Origin of the sequence: Erwinia rhapontici (assembly GCF_012271765.1) — a bacterium.
In the GTDB taxonomy this organism is placed as follows: domain Bacteria; phylum Pseudomonadota; class Gammaproteobacteria; order Enterobacterales; family Enterobacteriaceae; genus Erwinia; species Erwinia rhapontici.
Genome location: NZ_VRKO01000013.1, coordinates 36,213 through 55,119 on the forward strand (window position 1 = coordinate 36,213; position 18,907 = coordinate 55,119).

Genomic DNA, 18,907 nt, shown 5'->3' on the forward strand with positions numbered 1-18,907 from the left:
CGCATTAAACCTTATGCCACTGCCAGCGTCAACGGCTTTATGGTGAAAAGCCGACTGATTGCACTCTTTTCCACCAGTCTGTTGTGAAAGCCCCTCTTTTAGCCTGTTTTATCACCCATCCTGACTGCATTTTATGCCCTGGTTTATGCTGGGTTTTTCGCTTTATACGCGATAAAACCGGGTTGTTAGGATTATTCTCAATGCTGGCATGAAACTGTCACAATCGCCTGTCAGGCTGGGGCTAACTGAGGATTACTGGCCGCGTATCATGCACTTAGACTTACCGCCTTTAACACCCCAACGTCTGCCATCGCCGCATCTTACCGCGCGCGATCTCTGTATTGAGGTGCCTTTTGTCACACCGGATGCCGATAACCTGGCCGTGATGGAGCTGTTTACCAAACAACCGTCACTGACCAGCCTGCCGGTGGTGGAGCAACGCCATCCGCTGGGGCTGATTAACCGTCATCTGTTTTTATCGCAGATGTCGCGGCCGTTCTTCCGTGAACTGTATGACCGCAAAAGCTGCATCGCCTTTATGGATAAAATGCCGCTGGTGATCGATGCGGCCAGCACGCTGGATAGCGTGGCGCAGCAAATGGTGGCATCGGGCGATAAGTCACTGACAGATGGCTTTATTCTCACCAGTGCGGGTGAGTATATCGGCATCGGGCTGGGTATTGATCTGATCAAAACCGTCTCGGATCAGCAGGCGCGTCAGCATCAGCAAATTATGCAGAGCATTGAATATGCGCGGGTGATCCAGGAAGCGATGCTCGACCAGTCACAGCGCTTACTGGTGCAGCAGCTACGTGATAGTTGCCTGTGCTGGCAGCCGCGTGACTGCGTTGGCGGTGACTTTTACGCCTTTCACACCTTTCCTCACGGCTGGCTGCTGTTAATGGCAGATTGCACCGGGCACGGCGTACCGGGCGCGTTTATGACGGTCATCCTCTCTTCGGCGCTGGAAAAGGCGCTGACGCAGTGTGAACCGGAGCAGCCGGAGCAGTTACTCCAGCATATCAATCGCTACATTAAACAGACGCTGGGGCAGTTGCAGCAGTCGGAGCAGACCTCGTTGTCGAACGACGGCTGTGATGCGCTGGCGCTGTTTGTTGATACCCGCGAAGACCGCATGATCTGGGCCGGTGCGCGTATCTCCGGTTTTCTGCTCTCGACGGTGAGCGAGCAGGCCATTCTGCTGAGCTGCGATCGCATGGGCGTGGGTTACACCGATACCCCGGTGGACTACGAGTGGGCGCGCCATGAACTGCCGCTAAAACCCCAGGATCTGTTCTTGACCTTTACCGATGGTCTGACCGATCAGATCGGGGGCGAACGCCAGATTATGTTTGGCCGCAAGCGTATTCAGGCAGAGCTGGAACGCAACCGGACGCGCCCGATGAGCGAGCTGGCGGAAGGGCTTCAGCAGACCTTGCTCGCCTGGCAGGGGCAGCAGCTGCGGCGCGATGATATGACATTTTTAGGGTTTCGTTACTGATGAACCGGGGCAACGGGCAAAAGAGCACTATGAACACTGATCCGATAATCAGCGGGCTGCTGGCGGACACGCCGCACGATGTGGTGGCGCTGCGTTACACCGGTTTTTTCTCCCAGCACAATATTACGGCGATGGGGGAGGTGATCCGCCTCTATCTGGAGCAGAACGAGGCATCGTTTGTCACCCGGCGTAAGCTGTTCTCCACTTTTGTGGAGATGGTGCAAAATATCCTGCGCTACTCCTCAGACAGCCGGGCGCTCTGCAAAGATAATGACGAAATGCGCTTTGGCGCGATCTGTTTTGGTCTGCATGACGGTAAGTATGTGCTGGAAAGCGCTAACCTGGTGCGACCGGATGAATCCGCGCGCCTGAGTGAATGCCTGCTGGCGCTGCGCAATATGAGCGCGGAAGAAATTAAAGTGACCTACAAGCAGTCACTGCGTACAGAAAGTCCGGCCTGGAGCAAAGGGGCGAATATCGGCCTGCTGACTCTGGCGCGGGACGCCAGCCAACCGCTGGAATTTACTTTTCACCAGGTTGCATCGACGGATCTCTCGGCGTTCTACCTGAAAGCGACTATCTGACAGGGCACACCTTAGCTATGAACAACATCTCCATGCCTGCAACCAGCAGCACTCCCGCCGTGGACTTTGATTTCGCCAGCGGCAGGCTGTCGCTCAGCGGGGAATCCTGGCCAGAAAATGCCGCCGCTTTTTACCGTCCGCTGATGGCCGCGGTGGAAGAGTGGCAGGGCAGCGCCTTTTTCCGCAACCTCAGCCTGGTCAGCATCCATGTGGCACTCAGCTACTTCAACAGCTCCAGCACCAAAATGTTATTCGGCCTGTTTGGCGTGTTGAACGAAGCGGCCGTCAACGGGGTTCGCACCGAGCTGCACTGGTATTACGACAGCGAAGACGATATTTCCGAAGAGTTCGGTCAGGAGCTGAGTATCGATTTTTCAGCGATCACCTTCCATATGCATCCGGGGGGCGCGGAATGATGAGCATCGATGAGCTGTTCACGCATGAAAATGCCATTCTTGAGCAGGCGCGGGATATTGCCGCACGCGAGCACCTTGATGCGGAAACCTGTCGTGCGGCGTTACTGACCCTCAGCGGCCACTATCAGCGCATGATGCGTGAGTCGTGGCGCCTGATTTCCCGCAGTGACCGTGCTGAGCGCGAACTGACGCTTCTCAACGAGCAACTGCGCCAGCTGGCGTTACGGCTGGAGTACGAAGCCACGCACGATCCGCTGACCGGCGTGTATAACCGCAGCGCCATCATCAACCAGATCGGCAGCGCACTGCATCAGGATGACGCCTCCCTGATCCTGCTCGATATTGACCATTTCAAAGCCATTAATGACCAGTACGGCCATCCCACCGGCGATGCGGTGATCAGTGAACTGATCAAACGGATTGAGAACTCGGTGCCAGAGAGCGGCAGTGTGGGGCGCGTGGGGGGCGAGGAGTTTACCATCCTGCTGCCGGGGACCAGCATGGGGCAGGCGGCGGTGGTAGCCGGTTATATTCATGCCTCGCTGAATGCGTCCGTGCTGAACTCCCTGCCGGATCGGTTGGTGACCGTCAGTCTGGGCGTCAGCTGGGGGGCTTCACGCAGTAGTTTTGACACCCTGTATGCCGAGGCGGATGCCGCCTTGTATGAGGCGAAGCGTGCCGGGCGTAACCGGATTCATTATGCCAGCCAGCGTGCCGCCCTGGGATAAACCCGACATTTTTTTCTGCGGGTATCCGCTATTCTGCCGGGCCGCTGGCATTGAACCCGGTACTAAAAAATGCCATTATTGCGCAAATTTTGACAACCCCGTCATCCCTGCACACTGAGGTCACCGCCATGAGAGGTTCACTGCTGTTGTTCAGCATCTGTAACCCGCATCTGCCGATGCAGCCTGGTCGATCTTATTGCTGTCATACCTTGTCGATAAATTCTCTCACCATGCGGTGAGGTCTTTCTACGCTTAACTGTTGGCCATGCGTAAAAACAGACGAGATCTGATTTTACTGATGTCTATCGGTTGAAGCTGAAGTCATTCTGCTGAAAACCCAACATGACTGTTCGCCGGGAACGCGTGCGCTTTGCTGCCGTTCCTATTGCTGTGCCTCTGGCACCCACTCATCCTTGACCGTTAGGGATTTGTGCATGACTCCTCTTAAAATTGCAGCCAGCACCACTGTGGCAATCCATCTCCAGACCGGGCGCGAAGTCGTTACGCTGGATAATACTGATTTCACCGATGTCGCCGCGGTGGTTCTGTCCGTTTCTGACTCACGCTCAGGCGTGCTGGCGCTGCTGCGTCATACCGGTTTTAACCTGCCGGTGTTTATTGCCCTCGACGATGCCGCGCAGGCGGTTGACCTGCCTGAAGTTGATGGCGTGCTGACGGGGGAAGAGGGCGATGCTTCGCTGCTGGAAACCGCCGCAGCCGGGTATCAGGCCAGGTTGTTACCGCCGTTTTTCCAGACGCTGACCAAATACGTAGCGATGGATAACACCACCTTTGCCTGCCCGGGGCATCAGGGCGGTGAATTCTTTAAAAAGCATCCGGCCGGACGTCAGTTCTTTGACTTCTTTGGTGAGAACGTGTTTCGTGCCGATATGTGCAACGCTGACGTGAAACTCGGTGATTTGCTGATCCACGAAGGTTCAGCCAAACATGCGCAAAAGTTTGCAGCGAAAGTCTTCAACGCGGATAAAACCTACTTTGTGCTGAATGGCACCTCCAGCGCCAATAAAGTGGTGACCAATGCGCTGCTGACCCGTGGCGATCTGGTGTTGTTCGATCGCAATAACCATAAATCTAACCATCATGGTGCGCTGATCCAGGCCGGTGCGACGCCGGTATATCTGGAAACTGCCCGCAACCCGTTTGGGTTTATTGGTGGCATTGATGCGCACTGCTTTGATGAAGCCTATGTGCGTGACCTGATTAAACAGGTGGCACCGGAACGTGCCGGGGATGAACGTCCGTTCCGTCTGGCGGTGATCCAGCTCGGCACCTACGATGGCACGGTGTATAACGCGCGCAAGGTGCTCGACAGCATCGGCCACCTGTGCGACTACATCCTGTTTGACTCCGCCTGGGTGGGCTATGAGCAGTTTATTCCCGTGATGGAAGCCTGTTCGCCGCTGTTGCTTGACCTGAAGCCGTCCGATCCCGGCATTTTTGTTACGCAGTCCGTGCATAAACAGCAGGCCGGGTTCTCGCAGACTTCGCAGATCCACAAGAAAGATAACCATATCCGTGGCCAGCAGCGTTTTTGTAGCCACAAACGCCTGAACAATGCGTTTATGCTGCATGCATCTACCAGCCCGTTCTACCCGCTGTTTGCTGCGCTGGATATCAACGCCAAAATGCATCAGGGCGAAGCGGGACGACGTCTGTGGCATGAGTGCGTGGTGCTGGGCATTGATGCACGTAAGGCGATTCTGGCGCGCTGCGAGATGATTAAGCCGTTTATTCCCGATGAGGTTGACGGCAAACCCTGGCAGGATGCGCCGACGGCGACGATCGCTTCCGATGCGCGCTACTTCAGCTTTGCACCGGGCGCGTCGTGGCATGGCTTTGGCGGTTATGAGAAAGATCAGTATCTGGTCGATCCGTGCAAGCTGCTGCTGACCACGCCGGGCATTGATGCTGCCAGCGGGAAATATGCCTCTTTCGGTATTCCGGCAACGATTCTGGCGAACTATCTGCGTGAAAATGGCGTGGTGCCGGAGAAGTGCGATCTGAACTCCATTCTGTTCCTGCTGACACCGGCAGAGAGCATGGAGAAGATGGCGAAGCTGGTGGCGAAACTGGCCCAGTTCGAACAACACATCAAAGAAGATGCGTTACTGCGCGATGTGCTGCCGACGATCTACCGGAAAAATGCGGCGCGCTACGAAGGTTACACCTTGAAGCGACTGTGCCAGGAGATGCACGACCTGTATGTCAGCCATGATGTGAAGGATCTGCAAAAGGCGATGTTCCGCCAGCAGAGCCTGCCAAAAATGGTGATGAACCCGCAGGATGCCAATATCGAATTTATTCGTGGCAATGTGGAGCTGGTGCCCATTTCACAGGCAGCCGGGCGTATTGCGGCTGAAGGCGCGTTACCGTATCCACCAGGCGTGCTGTGTGTGGTGCCGGGTGAAGAGTGGGGCGGGGCCGTGCAGCAGTATTTCCTCGCGCTGGAGGAGGGCATTAACCTGCTGCCGGGCTTCTCGCCGGAGTTGCAGGGGGTGTATGCCGAAACCGACGAGCAGGGTGTTAAGCGTTTGCAGGGATACGTTTTGGTGTAAAAAAACCGGGTCGGGCGTGCCCGACCCCTACTAAACGCGGTATCACTTGGCAGCATTGCGTGCCCGACCCCTACGAAATGCGGTGTTATCTTGCCGCGTCGCGTGCCCGACCCCTACTAAACGCGGTGTCATCTGGCAGCATCGCGCGCCCGACCCCTACGAAATACGGTGTTATCTGGCAGCGTCGCGTGCCCGACCCCTACTAAACGCGGTGTCATCTGGCAGCATCGTAGGGGCGAGGCATGCCTCGCCCAGGTGTGTATCCGACCTCAGGTATTGAGCGCTTCTTCCCGTGCCTGGCGCACAATCGCTTTCGCGATCCATTTGCCAATATCCTGCAGTTCGTCGTTATCACAGCCCCAGATATCTTTCATCACCAGAAAAATCTCCGAACCGTAAACCAACGACAGTGAACGCACCACGCGATCCATCAAATCGGGTGTCAGCTCTTTGTTGAGCGGTTCCACCACCTGCATCAGCATCGCTTTGCGATTTCCGCGCACCAGCTTCTCTTTCAGTGGCACGGCATCAACCGACTGCGACTGCGCCCACTGCGTCAGCGACAAATGCAGCGCCGCACGCAACGTTCCCTCGTGTTTCAGCATACGCGGGAAGGCAAAACTCAGCAGCTCATCAATGCGTGCGTTGGCATCTTGCTGAGTGGGCTGCCAGTTTTTGATGGGGCTGAGTGTTTCAGACACAATGGCCGAGACCAGCGCACTCTGCGTGGGGAAGTAGCGATAAGCAGTGGCGCGTGACAGCTGTGCCTCCTGCGCAACTTCGGTAATCGATGGAAATGCGCCGTTATCAAACATCTTCATCGCGGTATCAATTAGTAAGCGGCGCGTTCTGGCTCGTGTTGATGTGAGCCCCAAAACGCTAGCGGAATCCCTTTGCTCCACAATAACCTCATTATCCAGTTTAACCTGTTTCTTTATCGGGCTGGTGGGCGTGACAGCACGTTCACCAGTGTTGACAACGGGGGGCGGCCTGCGCCATTCCCCGCTGTTATAAGCGTAGTCAAAACTCGACGAGACTCATATTTCATTCAATTGATTTATCAATCTTGAAGGTGCTACTGTGAGTTTTCCAGACTCAATCTCTTCAGTGATTCAAAGTTATTTACGTTTTTATATCAAGATTATCAACTCTTTATTGATCTAAATAACAGGTTATCGTAACGCCCATGAAAAATGATACTGGATCTATCTACGTTGTTGCTACAGCGGATACTAAAGGAAGGGAACTGTTTTATGTGCGCGATCTGATTGCTCAGGTCGGCGTACCCGTGGTGACAGTTGACCTGTCTACTCAACCACTTAGCCGCGCTTTTGAGGGGAATATCCCGGCCGCCATGGTGGCGGATTATCATCCCCAGGGGCGCGATGCTGTCTTCTGTGGCGACCGCGGTAAGGCGATTAACGCCATGGCACAAGCTTTTGAGATTTTCCTTAGTCAGCGTAATGATGTCGCGGGGATTATTGGGCTGGGTGGCTCAGGCGGTACGGCGCTGATCACACCAGCGATGCAGGTGCTGCCCGTCGGTGTACCCAAGCTGATGGTTTCCACGATGGCCTCTGGCGATGTGTCTGGCTATGTCGGTGCCAGCGATATTGCCATGCTCTATTCGGTGACCGATGTTGCCGGGCTGAACCGGATTTCCCGCCGCGTGCTGGGGAATGCCGCCCACCAGATTGCCGGCGCAGTCCGCTTCCCACTTCCTCCTGATGAAAATGATAAACCTGCCATAGGCCTGACGATGTTTGGCGTCACCACGCCGTGCATAGAGGCCGCCAGTGCCGCGCTGGAAGCCGATTATGACTGCCTCGTGTTCCATGCCACCGGCAGCGGGGGGAAAGCGATGGAGAAACTGGCAGACAGCAATATGCTGTCCGGGATGCTTGACCTGACAACCACTGAAGTCTGTGATTTGCTGTTTGGCGGTGTGCTGGCCTGCGGTGAAGATCGCTTCAATGCGCTGGCCCGCAGCAGGCTGCCTTGCGTGCTCTCCTGCGGGGCGCTGGATATGGTGAACTTTGGTCATCCTGCCAGCGTGCCGCAGAAATACGCCTCACGCCTGTTCTACCATCACAATGCTCAGGTGACGCTGATGCGTACTACCGTGGAGGAGAATATTGAGATGGCACGCTGGATCGCTGAGAAGCTGAACCGCTGCGAAGGGGAAGTGCGTTTTCTGATCCCTGAAGGGGGCTTTTCTGCGCTGGATGCGCCTGGCCAGCCATTCTGGTCGCCCGAGGCCAACCAGGCGTTTATCTCCACGCTGGAGGCAAGCTGTATACAGACCGCACAGCGCCAGATTATTTGCCTGCCCTGGAACATCAACGATCGGCAGTTCGCCGCTGAAGCCGTTGCTCAATTTCGCCAACTGGCGTCGAAAGGAAGATAACCATGCCTGCTTTTAGCCGTCAGCAGATGCTGACGAAATTCAGAGAGATGATTGCCCGTCGTGAACCGATTATCGGCGGCGGCGCGGGCACTGGGCTGTCAGCAAAATGCGAAGAAGCCGGGGGGATCGATCTGATCGTGATCTATAACTCCGGGCGCTACCGGATGGCCGGACGCGGCTCACTCGCCGGGTTGCTGGCCTACGGCAATGCCAATGAGATCGTGGTTGATATGGCCAAAGAGGTACTGCCAGTGGTGAAACATACCCCGGTACTGGCGGGCGTGAATGGCACCGATCCTTTCTGCAATTTCGATAAATTCCTCGATGACCTGAAAGCCCTCGGCTTTTCCGGTGTACAGAACTTCCCGACCGTCGGGCTGATTGACGGTAACTTCCGCGCCAACCTGGAAGAGACCGGCATGGGCTACGGCCTGGAAGTGGAGATGATCGCCCTGGCACATCAGAAAGAGATGCTGACCACGCCCTATGTGTTCAGCGCCGCCGACGCAGAGGCGATGACCGCCGCGGGTGCGGATATTATTGTGCCGCATATGGGGCTGACCACCGGAGGGAATATCGGTGCCTCGACGGCGTTGCAGTTGAAGGACTGTGTGCCGCTGGTGAATGCCTGGGCCGCAGCCGCTAAAGCGGTGCGCGAGGACGTGATCGTGCTGTGTCACGGCGGACCGATCTCCAGCCCGGAAGATGCGCAGTACATTATGGATAATTGCCCGCAGTGCGATGGTTTCTACGGCGCCAGCTCAATGGAGCGCCTGCCAACCGAAGTGGCACTCACCGAAACCACACGTAAGTTCAAGAATATCAGTCGGTAATACCTCACCCGAGATTCCCCAGGCGCAGCTTACTGCGCCTTTTTTATGCGTAGCGCTGCGCAAGTCCAGGCATCTGACATTGCGTCAACGTCATTGAAGTGTATTTTGACTTCAAAAAATGACTTCAAGGATGATGCAATGAGGAATAGAATAGCGGCATTAAGAAAACGACATCGGGATACGTTGCGGCAAATTTTTACCCGCCCGATACCCACGGATCTGAAGTGGCAACGAATAGAAACCTTGATCATTGCTCTTGGAGGTGAAGTCCGTGAAGCACAAGGATCCCGTGTCAGGTTTCTGCTTAATGGCTCACTGGCACGTTTTCACCGCCCACATCCGTCACCGGAGACAGATAAAGGGGCGGTAGTGGCAGTGAAGGAGTGGCTGGAAGAGACAGGAGTTGAACCATGAATAAAGTGATGGCTATACCTAACGTGATGGTGATTGGCGGCCAGCCTGCCGCAGTCAATTTTGTTGCTGAGCTGGGCGCGTTTCGCGGTAAGTTTCTTGGGTTATCGGGTTACTGTGATTTTGTCGCTGACAGTATTACAGGGTTAAAGTGCGAAGGTGAAATCTCCCTGCGTGATTATCTGGCGGACTGCCATGAGAGTGGCATCGATCCCTATGAGCATGAGGAGAAAGTGAAAACCTTCACATTGCGCTATCCAGAGTCTTTTGGCGAACAACTGGCACAGGCCGCCGCAGAACATCAGCTCTCGCTGAATAGCTATATTGTCGCGGCATTAAGCGCGCAAATGAAGAAATGTTGAGGTGAGTCAGGGGCGACCTTTATTGCTGGTCGCCCCTGGCCGATTCATTAATAGCGGTGGTAGCTCTTCTGCGCGTTGTTAACCTTAGACAGGTAACGACGCGATTCTGCCGACGGGTGACTGGTGGTCAGCTTCTGGTAGACCTCAGCAGGCGACAGGTTGTTAATCGCGCTGAAGGCACGGTCTTTATCGCTGGAGAACACCCGCAGTACGCTTCCTGCACCGCCGTTATAGGCGGTGATCACCGCATAGCGGCGCGAGGTGGTGTTATTGATACCGGCCAGGTAGTTGCCCTGTAACAGAGACAGATAGGCGGTGCCCGCATCGATATTGTTTTCCGGGTCGAGCAGATAACTGCGGCTTGGTTTGCCCCATTTCCCTTTCATCCGGAACACATCCACCCCGGCGGTATGCTGTACCACCTGCATCAGGCCCAGTGCATCCGCATGGCTGACTGCATAAGGGTTGAAGCTGGATTCAATCTGCATGATCGCCAGGATCAGCGACTGATCGACGCCATAGCGCTCGGCGGCTTTGCGCACCATCGGCAGATACTTATGCGCGCGTTTGTCGAGGTGGTTTGGCACCATCGGAATGGTGACCGACCAGATCACATGCAGACCGGAATTACGGCGTTGCAGCTTATTCTGGATCAGATAGTCAGCAAAGCTGGCGGCGCGCCCCTGCCAGCGGATCGGCTGGCCGGTATTATCCAGCACCTGGCCATACAGCAGCGGCTCTTTACTGATCTGAATATCTTTGGCGTCGGAATAGAGATCGACATTACCCGGATCTTCCCCGATCAGCAGGGTGGTGATAATCGCCTGACGCAGACTGGCCGTCGGATCGGTTCCTGCGATCGTCTCGATAGTGATGCTACCGGCATCAAAGTTAATGTGGCTACGGGTGTAGTATTGATCGCTGTACTTCACATAGTCTTTTGGACCGGCGATCAGGACTTCATTCATTCCCCAGATATTTTCGATGTTGTGGGCAAACTGTCCCATCAAAATATCAAAACCGTTGGTGTCTTTAATCCACTCTTCATGAGAGGCGTTTTGCTTCTTGCCTGAGCAGGAAACCAGCAACGGCGCAATAATCAGCAAACTTATCAGTTTTTTCTTCATTTTCTCGTGCATCGCCCACAATTTGAGAGGGCCTCATCAGTGAGGCCCAACGACTTATTCTTCCGGCGGGGTATAACCTTCGATATGAACCTCGTGGCCCTCGAACAGGAATTTAATCATCTCTTGTTCCAGTAGCTTACGGTCATCAGGGTTCATCATACTGAGTTTCTTCTCGTTGATCAGCATGGTCTGTTTCGCCATCCATTTTGACCAGGCTTCTTTTGAAATCTCGTTATAAATGCGTTTGCCTGTATCCCCAGGGTACAACTGGAAATCCTGCCCTTCGGCATCACGTTGCAGGAACGTACAAAAAATGGTTCGGCTCATTACTCTTCCTCTTCTGTTACGCGAGCATTCAACGCCATCTGTTGTGGCTGGCGTAACTGCTGTAGCAGGCGCTCTACCGGCGCGGCCAGCCCCACGGCGGGCGGCTGCGCTAAGTTATACCAGAGACCCGGCACATCATCCATTGCCGCACGGGCAGAAGGCAGCTCAAGCCACATTGGCACAATATCCAGATGGAAATGGCTGAAGGTATGGCGGAAGGCGATCATCTGCTGCAGTTTGCTGTCATCAAGCCCGCGCAGCCGCAGTGCCTGGCGCAGTTCTGGCTCAGTGCTGTACTGGGGAAAACAGAACAGCCCGCCCCACAATCCAACCGGGGGACGCTGTTCCAGCCAGACATCCTGCCCTTGCTGCATCAGTAATAAGAAGCCGGTGCGTTCCGGAATGGTCTGCTTCGGTTTTTTTCCCGGGTACTGCGCCCAGCTATTATTTGCGTAAGCAATGCAGCCGAGATTAAGCGGGCAAATTTCACATTTAGGTTTCGAGCGGGTACACACCATCGCGCCGAGGTCCATCATTGCCTGGTTAAACTGGCTGACGCCCTCCGCGGGGGTGACATCTTCACTGATTTGCCACAGGCGCTTTTCCACCTCTTTCTTACCCGGCCACCCACCTACCGCATAGCAGCGGGCCAGCACGCGTTTGACGTTGCCATCCAGAATCGGGAAGTGCTTGCCCAGCGCCAGAGAGAGAACCGCGCCAGCAGTGGAACGCCCGATGCCGGGCAGGGCTTCAACCTCTTCCAGGGTTTGCGGAAAAACACCGCCATGCTTTTCCACCACGGTTTTCGCTGCTTTATGCAGATTACGCGCACGGGCGTAATAACCGAGACCGGTCCACAGGTGCAGCACTTCATCAAGCGGGGCGGCAGCGAGGTCGCTGACGGTAGGAAAACGTGCCATAAATCGTTCGAAATAGGGGATAACGGTTGCGACCTGCGTCTGTTGCAGCATCACTTCAGAGAGCCAGACCTTATACGGTGTTTTCTCTAGCTGCCACGGCAGGGTTTTACGCCCATAGCGCTGATACCACTCCAGTACCTGATGTGAAAACTGCGCTGCCTGCATGTTGTGAATCCCCGTTCTGCCAATCTGAAAACCAGGCAGGGATTCCAGCACAGAGATTAAGGGCTGTAAACCGGATAATCACTGCATTTGATTAACTGCTGCGAGACGCTATGCTGTCAGCGTATTTTTTGGCAGCGATACCCTTCATACTTCATTGCCGCCTTCCTGCACCAAAAGTAGGCCCCCTGAGGGGACTCGAATTATTTTGGGTCTATACTGCAAACCAGTTACGCAGGCGTCTCTGCAACAGGCGGCCTTTATGTTTTCACTTCCTGAAGGCATAATGCCCGCTTTCTACAGTGCACAGCCGCAGGCAGAATCATGAAAAACGATGTTATCTCACCGGAATTTGACGAAAATGGCCGCGCTATGCGCCGGATCCGCAGCTTTGTACGTCGCCAGGGCCGTCTGACCAAAGGTCAGCAGCAGGCGCTGGAGACACTGTGGCCGGTGATGGGCGTTGAGTATCAGCCGGAACCGGTCGATTTAACTGCTCTGTTTGGCCGTGACGCACCGCTGGTGCTGGAGATTGGCTTCGGTATGGGCGCTTCGCTGGTGGCGATGGCTGCCAGCAATCCGCATCAGAACTTCCTGGGTATTGAAGTGCATTCACCGGGCGTGGGTGCCTGCCTGGCGACGGCGGAAGAGGCGGGCGTCAGCAATCTGCGGGTGATGTGTCATGATGCGGTTGAAGTGCTGAATCTGATGATCCCGGATAACTCGCTGGGTATGGTGCAGCTGTTCTTCCCGGATCCGTGGCACAAGGCGCGCCACAATAAACGCCGCATCGTGCAGGTGCCGTTTGCCGAACTGGTATTGCGTAAGCTGAAGCTGGGTGGCGTGTTCCATATGGCGACCGACTGGGAAGCCTATGCAGAGCATATGCTGGAAGTGATGAGCAGCATTGACGGGTATAAAAACCAGTCGCAAGAAGGTAACTGGGTGCCGCGCCCGGAATCGCGGCCGTTAACGAAATTTGAGCAGCGTGGTCAGCGTCTTGGCCACGGTGTATGGGATCTGATGTTTGAGAGGGTTAAATAATGGCTACACAACGCAGTCGTCGTCTTCGTAAGAAAATGCACATTGATGAGTTTCAGGAGTTAGGCTTCTCCGTGGGCTTTACCTTCCCGGAAGGCACCAGCGAAGAGACTATCGACAGCACTGTTGATGCGCTGATCAACGAAGTGATCGACGCTAACGGCCTTGCCTTCGATGGCAGCGGTTATCTGCAGTGGGAAGGTCTGATCTGCCTGCAGAAAATCGGCAAATGCACCGATGAGCATCGTGAGCTGGTTAAAAATTGGCTGGAAGCGCGTAAGCTGAACGATGTGAAAGTGACCGAACTTTTCGACGTTTGGTGGGATTGACGGTCTGACCGCAACAGAAGGTCAGACCCTGCGAAAGTGGGGTAATCGCGCTGTAGAGGCCGATCATTTTTTCGATCGGCCCTCCGGGATGACCACATAAGGGGGGCGGCCATGTTTGTGGTTGCCCCTTTTTCATATCAAGGAGACGATTTATGCGTAAAGCGCTTTTGAGTGGTGCATTGCTGCTACTGGCCGCCGGCCAGGCACAGGCGGATTACCAATGCAGCGTTAATCCTCAGGACGATATCATTATCAGCCCGAATCAGGTCGAGGTCGTTGGCGCCAGCGGGAATCTGAGCATCTCCCCTGTGGGTGATGTACAGCGTAATGGTAAAGTGGCGAATATTGATGATGCCACACGCCAGAAAGCTATCGATTATCAGACTGCGCTACGCCGTGATTTGCCGTGGATTGATAGCGGGGCTAAACAGCGTCTGGAAAAAGGGCGGATTGCGCTGGACCGCGTTATTGTTCAGAAACTGGGGCAGAACAGTAATGTGCGTCAGCGTCTGACCACGCTGGACGGGCAGCTGAAGCAGCAGATGAACCGTATTATCGAGCAGCGTAGCGACGGTTTAACCTTCCATCATAAGGCGGTTGAGCAGGTGCGTCAGGATGGCGAGCGTCTGGTACAAAACGCGATGGGTGGGGTGGTGCAGGATAGTCTGAACGAGATGGGCAGCAAGCAGGCAGGAAACGGCGATAACCCGTTGCAGGCGATTATGGGTAATCTTGGTGGCTTACAGCAGGCGATTCAGGCCGAATGGAGCAATCAGGAGCAGGATTTCCAGAACTTCGGTCATGAAGTCTGTAATCGTGTGACCAGCCTTGAAGGCCAACGCAAGGCGTTGATTGCAGGGTTGAAGTAAACGCTTATGCCGGGCGAGGCTTGCCTCGCCCCTACGGGGATACGCGCGGGCGAGGCATTCGCGTAATTTCGTAGGGGTCAGGCATGCCTGACCCGAACCGCATTACTCCGCTAAAAACAGCTCCAGCAGCGAATTCAGGAACAATTTTCCCTTCTCCGTAATCTGCCACTCTTCAGCCGATTCCGTCAGATACCCTTTGGCGAGGGCGTCATCGATCTGCGCGCGAATGGTGCTTTCCGGCAATCCGGTATAGCGCGTATATTCCTCACGCGGTGCGGCTTCCAGCAGGCGAAAACGGTTCATAAAGAATTCGAACGGCTTCTCGGCATCGGCCACATTGTGGCGCTTATCGAGATATTTACCCGTCATAAAACCGCGCGGATGCTTGGTTTTAGCGGTGCGGATAATGGTACCGTCCGGCTGAGTCAGTTTACCGTGAGCACCGCAGCCAATACCGAGGTAATCACCAAAGCGCCAGTAATTGAGGTTGTGCTCACAGCGGTAGCCGGGTTTGGCATAGGCTGAGGTCTCATACTGCTGATAACCTGCCGCTGTCAGTAACGCATCGCCCTGTTCGAAAATATCCCACAGGTCATCTTCATCTGGCAGGCGCGGTGGCCGCGAGGCAAACAGCGTGTTTGGCTCGATGGTTAGCTGGTACCAGGACAGGTGCGGCGGATTGAGGGCAATCGCCTGGCGCAAATCGTCCAGCGCCTCTTCCAGCGACTGGTCCGGCAGACCGTGCATCAGATCGAGGTTAAAGCTGCGCAGCCCGAGGTTCTCAGCCAGCTGCGCTGCCCGCTTCGCTTCTTCAGGCCCGTGAATGCGCCCCAAACGCTCCAGCTTGGCCGCACTGAAACTCTGCACGCCAATGGAGATACGGTTGATACCGGCGCGCTGATAGCCGCTGAAACGCTCTGCTTCGACCGCCCCCGGATTGGCTTCCATGGTGATCTCAGCCGTGGGTGACAGCGGCAGGCGTGCACGAACTCCGTCCAGCAGCATCTGCATCGCTTCACTGCTTAACAGGCTTGGCGTACCACCACCAATAAAAATGGTGCTGACTTCGCGCCCGGAAGTCAGCGGCAGGTCAATATCCAGATCGTTCAGCAGGTGCTGCACGTACTCTTCGTGCGGCACCTCACCTTTTAATGCGTGGGAATTGAAATCGCAGTACGGACACTTCTGTACACACCAGGGAATATGGATGTACAGGCTTAACGGGGGCAGATTAACCATGTTTCATGGCGCTCAACAACAGCTCTAAGGCCTGCCCACGATGTGACACCGCGAGTTTTTCTGCCTTGCTCAGTTCTGCTGCGGTTTTACCCAGCGCAGGGACGAAGAAGATCGGATCATAGCCGAAGCCCCCTACGCCTGCCGCGCTGCGGGTAATTTCCCCGGCCCAGCTGCCGTGAAACACCAGTGGTGTCGGATCTTCAGCATGGCGCAGATAGACCAGCACGCAGTGAAACTGCGCCTGACGTTCCCCGTCCGGCACCGATTCCAGCGTCGTCAGCAGCTTTTCCAGATTCTGCTGGTCGCTGGCATCAAGCCCGGCATAGCGCGCTGAGTAGATCCCTGGAGCGCCACCCAGAGCATCGACAGCCAGCCCGGAGTCATCGGCAATGGCCGGTAACCCGGTGATGGCCGCCGCATGGCGCGCCTTAAGAATGGCGTTTTCAATAAAGGTCAGCCCGGTCTCTTCGGCAGACTCCACGCCCAGTTCCGTTTGCGCCACGATATCCAGCCCAAACGCGGCTAACAGGTCAGCCAGCTCACGAACCTTTCCGGGATTGCCGGTGGCGAGTACAACTTTTTGCATAGTAGATCCAAGAATATTATTAATTTATAACGTTTTAACCGAGAATTTTGCCCTACAGGAAGGCGGCAACTGAGTGAATCCCCGGGAGCTTACTGTAGTAAGTGACCGGGGTTCACAAGGGCAGCCAACGCATCTGTAGGGTAAAAGACGACAGTTAAAACTGGGCCCAGCCGGGGATGTATTCTAAGCCCAGGAAATTCAGCATATACAGAATCAGAATCACCGCCATTGCCGAGAAGTCGATACCGCCCATCGCCGGAATAATACGGCGCACAGGTGCCATCAGCGGCTCTGTTAACTGAATCAGCACGTAATCAACCGGGTTACGCCCCTGGCTGACCCAGCTCATCAGTGAACGCACGATAATGACCCAGAAGACCAGCACACCCGCCGCTTTCACCAGGATCACCAGACCCAGGTAGAGGAAAATTGGATCCGGCACGAACAGGCGCAACGTCACCGGCCCCAGCAGCACGCTGACGATATAAGCCAGCAGTAATGAAGCCGTATCAAGCGGCCCGATAGACGGGATGATGCGGCGTACAGGTTTAACGATCGGTTGGGTGATTTTCACCACAAACTGTGAGAATGGGTTGTAGAAGTCACACCGTGCCCACTGCATCCAGACGCGCAGTAACAACACTTTGATGTAAATCGCAATCACCGTTGTGACCAGAAAGATCAACGCTAGCATGAGGTTCCTCAGTTGTTGTGATGAACGGCGGTGTGACCGTAGTCGCGCGCGCCGAAAATTGCGGTGCCGATACGCACCATGGTACTGCCTGCCGCGATTGCGGCATCCATATCGTCACTCATTCCCAGCGAGAGGGTATCCACGCCGGGATAATCTTGTTGCAGCTGTTGAAACGCTTCGGCCATCTGCTGACATACCGCCAACTGGCGCGCGTAGTCGGCTTCGGGTGCCGGGATAGCCATCAATCCGCGCAGTGTGAGACGCGGCAGATCGGCTATCTGCTGTGCCAGCGCGGGCAGGTCAGCCAGCCTGATACCGGATTTACTCTGCTCATCGCTGATATTGATTTGAATCAGGACATTAAGCGGAGGCAAATCGTCAGGGCGCTGCTCGTTGAGGCGGCTGGCAATGCGCAGACGGTCAACGGTATGGCACCAGTCAAAATGCTCGGCGACCAGACGGCTTTTGTTAGATTGCAGCGGGCCGATAAAGTGCCAGGTCAGGGCAGAATTTGCCAGTAGCTGGATTTTATCCACGCCTTCCTGCACATAGTTTTCGCCAAAGCTACGCTGCCCGGCTGCCACAGCTTCTTCGACCGCGCTCGCAGGTTTGGTTTTGCTCACTGCAAGCAGATCAATCTCGTGTGGATCACGCCCGCATTGTGCCGCCGCCGCTGAGATCCGCTGGTGGACTTGCTGTAAGTTGTGCTCAATCGAAGTCATAGTCAGGGATGAAATATGGATATTGAGGAAATAGTGGCCCTTAGTGTAAAGCATAATGCCGGGGATCTGCACCTTTGCAGTGGTCATTCTCCATTCTGGCGCTGTGATGGCCGTCTGACAGCGATTGACGGCGAGCCTGAGGTGCAAAATGCATGGCTGGAAAGCGTGGCACAGCACTGGCTGAGCGCGGCCCAGCAGCAGGAACTGGCGCAGCAGGGGCAGGTGGACTTTGCCTTGACGATGCCAGAGGGTGTGCGCCTGAGGGGGAATCTCTTCCGCCAGCGGCACGGTCTGTCGCTGGCGCTGCGTCTTATTGCCCGTCACTGCCCGGCAATGGACGTGTTGCACCTGCCGGAGGTGACACGATCGTTGCTGCACCACAAAGAGGGGTTAATCCTGATAACCGGTGCCACCGGCAGCGGCAAGTCCACTACACTGGCGGCGCTGATTGGCGAAATTAATCAGCATCAGCAGCGGCATATCCTGACGCTGGAAGACCCGGTGGAATATCTGCATAGCAGCGCACAGTCGCTGATCCAGCAGCGTGAGAAGGGCCTGCACTTCAACGGCTTTGGCTCGGGGCTTCGTGCGGCACTGCGTGAAGACCCGGATGTGATCCTGCTGGGCGAACTGCGTGATGCAGAAACCATCCAACTGGCGCTGACGGCCGCTGAAACCGGGCATCTGGTGCTGGCAACGCTGCATACGCGTGGCGCAGCACAGGCTGTGGAGCGGCTGGTGGATGTGTTTCCCGGCAATGAAAAAAACCTGGTGCGTAGCCAGCTGGCAGGGAGTTTACAGGCGGTGATTGCCCAGCGTCTGGTGCAGGCAAAAACGGGCAGGGTCGCGTTGTTCGAGGTGCTGGTTAACTGCCCGGCGGTGGCGAATCTTATCCGCGAGGGGAAAACGCATCAGCTCCCGGCGCTGTTGCAGACGGGCAGCCAGCTGGGAATGCAGACGTTTGAGCAGAGCCTGGCGGAACGGCAAAGATTGGGGGTATTGAGTTAATGTTGTGCCGGGAACGGGCGAGTGATGCCACGCCCCTTCGGCGGGAGGGCGATTGTGTAGGGTCT

21 protein-coding genes are annotated in these 18,907 nt (G+C 55.6%); 13 read left to right on the forward strand and 8 right to left on the reverse strand.

Annotated features, from left to right (window positions below):
* Nucleotides 1–268 precede the first annotated feature (268 nt).
* From FVB43_RS11150 to FVB43_RS11170, 5 genes are all read left to right on the forward strand, one after another.
* Nucleotides 269–1,501 (forward strand): SpoIIE family protein phosphatase, encoded by a 1,233-nt coding sequence (locus tag FVB43_RS11150; RefSeq protein ID WP_133846140.1) that lies wholly within the window; start codon nucleotides 269–271, stop codon nucleotides 1,499–1,501.
* Nucleotides 1,502–1,530: 29 nt separating this feature from the next.
* Nucleotides 1,531–2,085: a SiaB family protein kinase gene (locus FVB43_RS11155; RefSeq protein WP_133846141.1), complete on the forward strand. Its 555-nt coding sequence runs from the start codon at nucleotides 1,531–1,533 to the stop codon at nucleotides 2,083–2,085.
* 17 nt (nucleotides 2,086–2,102) lie between these two features.
* Entirely contained in the window at nucleotides 2,103–2,501 is a 399-nt protein-coding gene (locus FVB43_RS11160) for a DUF1987 domain-containing protein (RefSeq protein ID WP_133846142.1), read from the forward strand.
* Entirely contained in the window at nucleotides 2,498–3,229 is a 732-nt protein-coding gene (locus tag FVB43_RS11165) for a GGDEF domain-containing protein (RefSeq protein ID WP_133846143.1), read from the forward strand. Before FVB43_RS11160 ends, FVB43_RS11165 begins: the two co-directional genes overlap by 4 nt.
* Nucleotides 3,230–3,663: 434 nt before the next feature.
* Nucleotides 3,664–5,805 carry an ornithine decarboxylase gene (locus tag FVB43_RS11170; protein ID WP_159337575.1) on the forward strand — a complete coding sequence of 714 codons (2,142 nt, stop codon included), beginning with the start codon at nucleotides 3,664–3,666 and terminating at the stop codon, nucleotides 5,803–5,805.
* A 269-nt stretch (nucleotides 5,806–6,074) separates the two neighbouring features.
* On the opposite strand, the gene FVB43_RS11175 is transcribed toward FVB43_RS11170, so the two are convergent.
* A complete protein-coding gene (locus tag FVB43_RS11175; protein WP_133846145.1) occupies nucleotides 6,075–6,725 on the reverse strand; it encodes a TetR/AcrR family transcriptional regulator in 651 nt (216 codons plus the stop codon).
* A gap of 266 nt (nucleotides 6,726–6,991) precedes the next feature.
* Between FVB43_RS11175 and FVB43_RS11180 the strand changes: the two genes are divergently transcribed.
* The 4 genes from FVB43_RS11180 to FVB43_RS11195 all read left to right on the forward strand — a co-directional run bounded on the left by FVB43_RS11180 (nucleotide 6,992) and on the right by FVB43_RS11195 (nucleotide 9,818).
* A complete protein-coding gene (locus FVB43_RS11180) occupies nucleotides 6,992–8,212 on the forward strand; it encodes a Tm-1-like ATP-binding domain-containing protein (protein ID WP_167864025.1) in 1,221 nt (406 codons plus the stop codon).
* 2 nt (nucleotides 8,213–8,214) lie between these two features.
* Nucleotides 8,215–9,045, forward strand: coding sequence for a phosphoenolpyruvate hydrolase family protein (locus tag FVB43_RS11185; RefSeq protein WP_133846147.1), 831 nt, complete (start codon nucleotides 8,215–8,217; stop codon nucleotides 9,043–9,045).
* Nucleotides 9,046–9,183: 138 nt separating this feature from the next.
* A complete protein-coding gene (locus tag FVB43_RS11190) occupies nucleotides 9,184–9,459 on the forward strand; it encodes a type II toxin-antitoxin system HicA family toxin (protein ID WP_133846148.1) in 276 nt (91 codons plus the stop codon).
* Complete coding sequence (locus FVB43_RS11195) at nucleotides 9,456–9,818, forward strand: type II toxin-antitoxin system HicB family antitoxin (RefSeq protein ID WP_133846149.1); 363 nt, start codon at nucleotides 9,456–9,458, stop codon at nucleotides 9,816–9,818. The genes FVB43_RS11190 and FVB43_RS11195 overlap by 4 nt, the downstream gene beginning before the upstream one ends.
* A gap of 47 nt (nucleotides 9,819–9,865) precedes the next feature.
* Here FVB43_RS11195 and mltC read toward each other — a convergent pair whose 3' ends face one another.
* Genes mltC through mutY form a run of 3 tightly spaced genes read right to left on the reverse strand, consistent with a single transcriptional unit; the run spans nucleotide 9,866 to nucleotide 12,357 of the window.
* Nucleotides 9,866–10,945, reverse strand: coding sequence for a membrane-bound lytic murein transglycosylase MltC (gene mltC / locus FVB43_RS11200; RefSeq protein WP_133846150.1), 1,080 nt, complete (start codon nucleotides 10,943–10,945; stop codon nucleotides 9,866–9,868).
* Nucleotides 10,946–10,999: 54 nt separating this feature from the next.
* Nucleotides 11,000–11,272, reverse strand: a complete 273-nt coding sequence (locus FVB43_RS11205; protein WP_133846151.1) for an oxidative damage protection protein — start codon at nucleotides 11,270–11,272, stop codon at nucleotides 11,000–11,002.
* Nucleotides 11,272–12,357 carry an A/G-specific adenine glycosylase gene (gene mutY, locus FVB43_RS11210; RefSeq protein WP_133846152.1) on the reverse strand — a complete coding sequence of 362 codons (1,086 nt, stop codon included), beginning with the start codon at nucleotides 12,355–12,357 and terminating at the stop codon, nucleotides 11,272–11,274. Before mutY ends, FVB43_RS11205 begins: the two co-directional genes overlap by 1 nt.
* A gap of 321 nt (nucleotides 12,358–12,678) precedes the next feature.
* Between mutY and trmB the strand changes: the two genes are divergently transcribed.
* The 3 genes from trmB (at nucleotide 12,679) to FVB43_RS11225 (ending at nucleotide 14,593) form a co-directional block, all read left to right on the forward strand.
* Nucleotides 12,679–13,398, forward strand: coding sequence for a tRNA (guanosine(46)-N7)-methyltransferase TrmB (gene trmB / locus FVB43_RS11215; protein WP_133846153.1), 720 nt, complete (start codon nucleotides 12,679–12,681; stop codon nucleotides 13,396–13,398).
* The gene (locus FVB43_RS11220) at nucleotides 13,398–13,724 is read left to right on the forward strand and encodes a YggL family protein (RefSeq protein ID WP_133846154.1); all 327 of its coding nucleotides are present in this window, start codon (nucleotides 13,398–13,400) and stop codon (nucleotides 13,722–13,724) included. Before trmB ends, FVB43_RS11220 begins: the two co-directional genes overlap by 1 nt.
* A 152-nt stretch (nucleotides 13,725–13,876) precedes the next feature.
* On the forward strand, nucleotides 13,877–14,593 hold the full coding sequence (locus FVB43_RS11225) for a YggN family protein (protein ID WP_133846155.1): 717 nt from the start codon (nucleotides 13,877–13,879) through the stop codon (nucleotides 14,591–14,593).
* A 102-nt stretch (nucleotides 14,594–14,695) separates the two neighbouring features.
* On the opposite strand, the gene hemW is transcribed toward FVB43_RS11225, so the two are convergent.
* The 4 genes from hemW to FVB43_RS11245 all read right to left on the reverse strand — a co-directional run bounded on the left by hemW (nucleotide 14,696) and on the right by FVB43_RS11245 (nucleotide 17,834).
* Nucleotides 14,696–15,832, reverse strand: a complete 1,137-nt coding sequence (gene hemW, locus FVB43_RS11230) for a radical SAM family heme chaperone HemW (protein WP_167864026.1) — start codon at nucleotides 15,830–15,832, stop codon at nucleotides 14,696–14,698.
* Nucleotides 15,825–16,418 carry an RdgB/HAM1 family non-canonical purine NTP pyrophosphatase gene (gene rdgB, locus FVB43_RS11235; RefSeq protein ID WP_133846157.1) on the reverse strand — a complete coding sequence of 198 codons (594 nt, stop codon included), beginning with the start codon at nucleotides 16,416–16,418 and terminating at the stop codon, nucleotides 15,825–15,827. The genes hemW and rdgB overlap by 8 nt, the downstream gene beginning before the upstream one ends.
* 154 nt (nucleotides 16,419–16,572) lie before the next feature.
* Nucleotides 16,573–17,112 carry a YggT family protein gene (locus FVB43_RS11240; RefSeq protein WP_133846158.1) on the reverse strand — a complete coding sequence of 180 codons (540 nt, stop codon included), beginning with the start codon at nucleotides 17,110–17,112 and terminating at the stop codon, nucleotides 16,573–16,575.
* An 8-nt stretch (nucleotides 17,113–17,120) separates the two neighbouring features.
* Entirely contained in the window at nucleotides 17,121–17,834 is a 714-nt protein-coding gene (locus FVB43_RS11245) for a YggS family pyridoxal phosphate-dependent enzyme (protein WP_167864153.1), read from the reverse strand.
* 15 nt (nucleotides 17,835–17,849) lie between these two features.
* On the opposite strand from FVB43_RS11245, the gene FVB43_RS11250 reads away from it, so the two are divergent.
* Nucleotides 17,850–18,842 (forward strand): type IV pilus twitching motility protein PilT, encoded by a 993-nt coding sequence (locus tag FVB43_RS11250; protein WP_133846159.1) that lies wholly within the window; start codon nucleotides 17,850–17,852, stop codon nucleotides 18,840–18,842.
* The last annotated feature ends 65 nt before the right edge of the window (nucleotides 18,843–18,907 follow it).